Source organism: Streptomyces hirsutus (assembly GCF_001418415.1).
Classification (GTDB): domain Bacteria; phylum Actinomycetota; class Actinomycetes; order Streptomycetales; family Streptomycetaceae; genus Streptomyces; species Streptomyces hirsutus.
The window spans coordinates 1-1,175 of the sequence record NZ_LIQT01000659.1; the positions used below are offsets into that span (position 1 = coordinate 1).

The window sequence follows — 1,175 nt, forward strand, 5'->3', positions numbered from 1 at the left end:
CCGGTGATCAAGGGGGTGGGGATGCAGACGACGTCGCTGTGTAAGGGTGAGAACACGGCGCTGCTGACAGCGCGGACGGTGCTGGCGGTGTCCGTCCAGGGACTTTCGGCGGATGTGTCCGCGCTGTCAGCAGCGCCGTGTTCTCACCCTTACACAGCGACGTCGTCTGCATCCCCACCCCCTTGATCACCGGAGAAGAAACGGTAGCCACCTATGCGCCCATCTGCCGCCTCTTTGCTGTATCTGGCAGAGTCCGCCGCCGACCGGTGACGAGGCGGAGCGGGCACGAGTGCTCGCGCGGTATGAGGCTCGGATATGTCGAGAGTGTGGTCCGTCGGGTGTCGTCACAGCGTCCAGAAGCGCAGCCACCAGAAGAGGAGGCCGATGATGCCGGATCCTGTGCTGTAGGCGGCACCGCGGAGCAGGTGGTGGGCCAGGTTGCTGTGCCAGCGTGTGGTGCGGCGGTGGTTGCGCGAGCGGGCCGGGAGGATGCGCCGCGGTCCGCGAGCTCGGTCTGCCGGCCGTTTTCGGCCCGGGCTGGTGGGGATGTGCTGTGGAGCGGTTCGTTTCTTCTGGGAGGCCGTCGCGTTGGCGGTGCGGCGCATAAGCTTTGCCATGGGAACGTTCTCTTTTCGTGAAGGGGTTTCCCGGGCGAGGAGCTCGTTGGCGGTCGGTGGCCTCGGAACCGGTGACCGCGATGGGGCTCCTCGTCTGTTTTGTGGTGTCAGGTGCGCCGGTCCAGGTGGTGGAGTCGGTCGGCGATCTGCCGTTCGGGCCGGCACACCAAAATCTGTTCGTCGTTGTGGTGGAGGGCTAGTCTCACGACTTCCTCAAGCAGATCGGGGTGGGCAGCCGGTGGGCGGTGCTCGTGCATCCACCGGGTGAAGCGTGCGGCGCCGAGCAGGAACTCTTCGTCCAGATCGATGGCCTGCAGACGTAGCTGGTCCAGCCAGTGCGTGGCTTCAGCGCGGGCTCCTTGTCCGGTGTGGTGGAGGTAGAGGCAGTAGGCGGCGCCGNNAGGCAGGCGGCGAGTTCTTCGACGTGCTGGGGGGCTCGGGGGCCTTTGAGGTACAGGCGCGCCATTACGGACAGCTGTCGGCGGGCCCGCGTCACCAGGGGGGTGTCGCGTGACAGGGGGAGCGCGGCTTCCCGGGCGAGGCGGCGCAGTCCTGCCG

General features: G+C 67.2%; 1 protein-coding gene. It reads right to left on the bottom strand.

The genetic code is table 11. The features are described from left to right. Positions 1-344 precede the first annotated feature (344 nt). Positions 345-617, bottom strand: coding sequence for a hypothetical protein (locus tag AOK11_RS36830; RefSeq protein WP_157869532.1), 273 nt, complete (start codon positions 615-617; stop codon positions 345-347). Positions 618-1,175 lie beyond the last annotated feature (558 nt).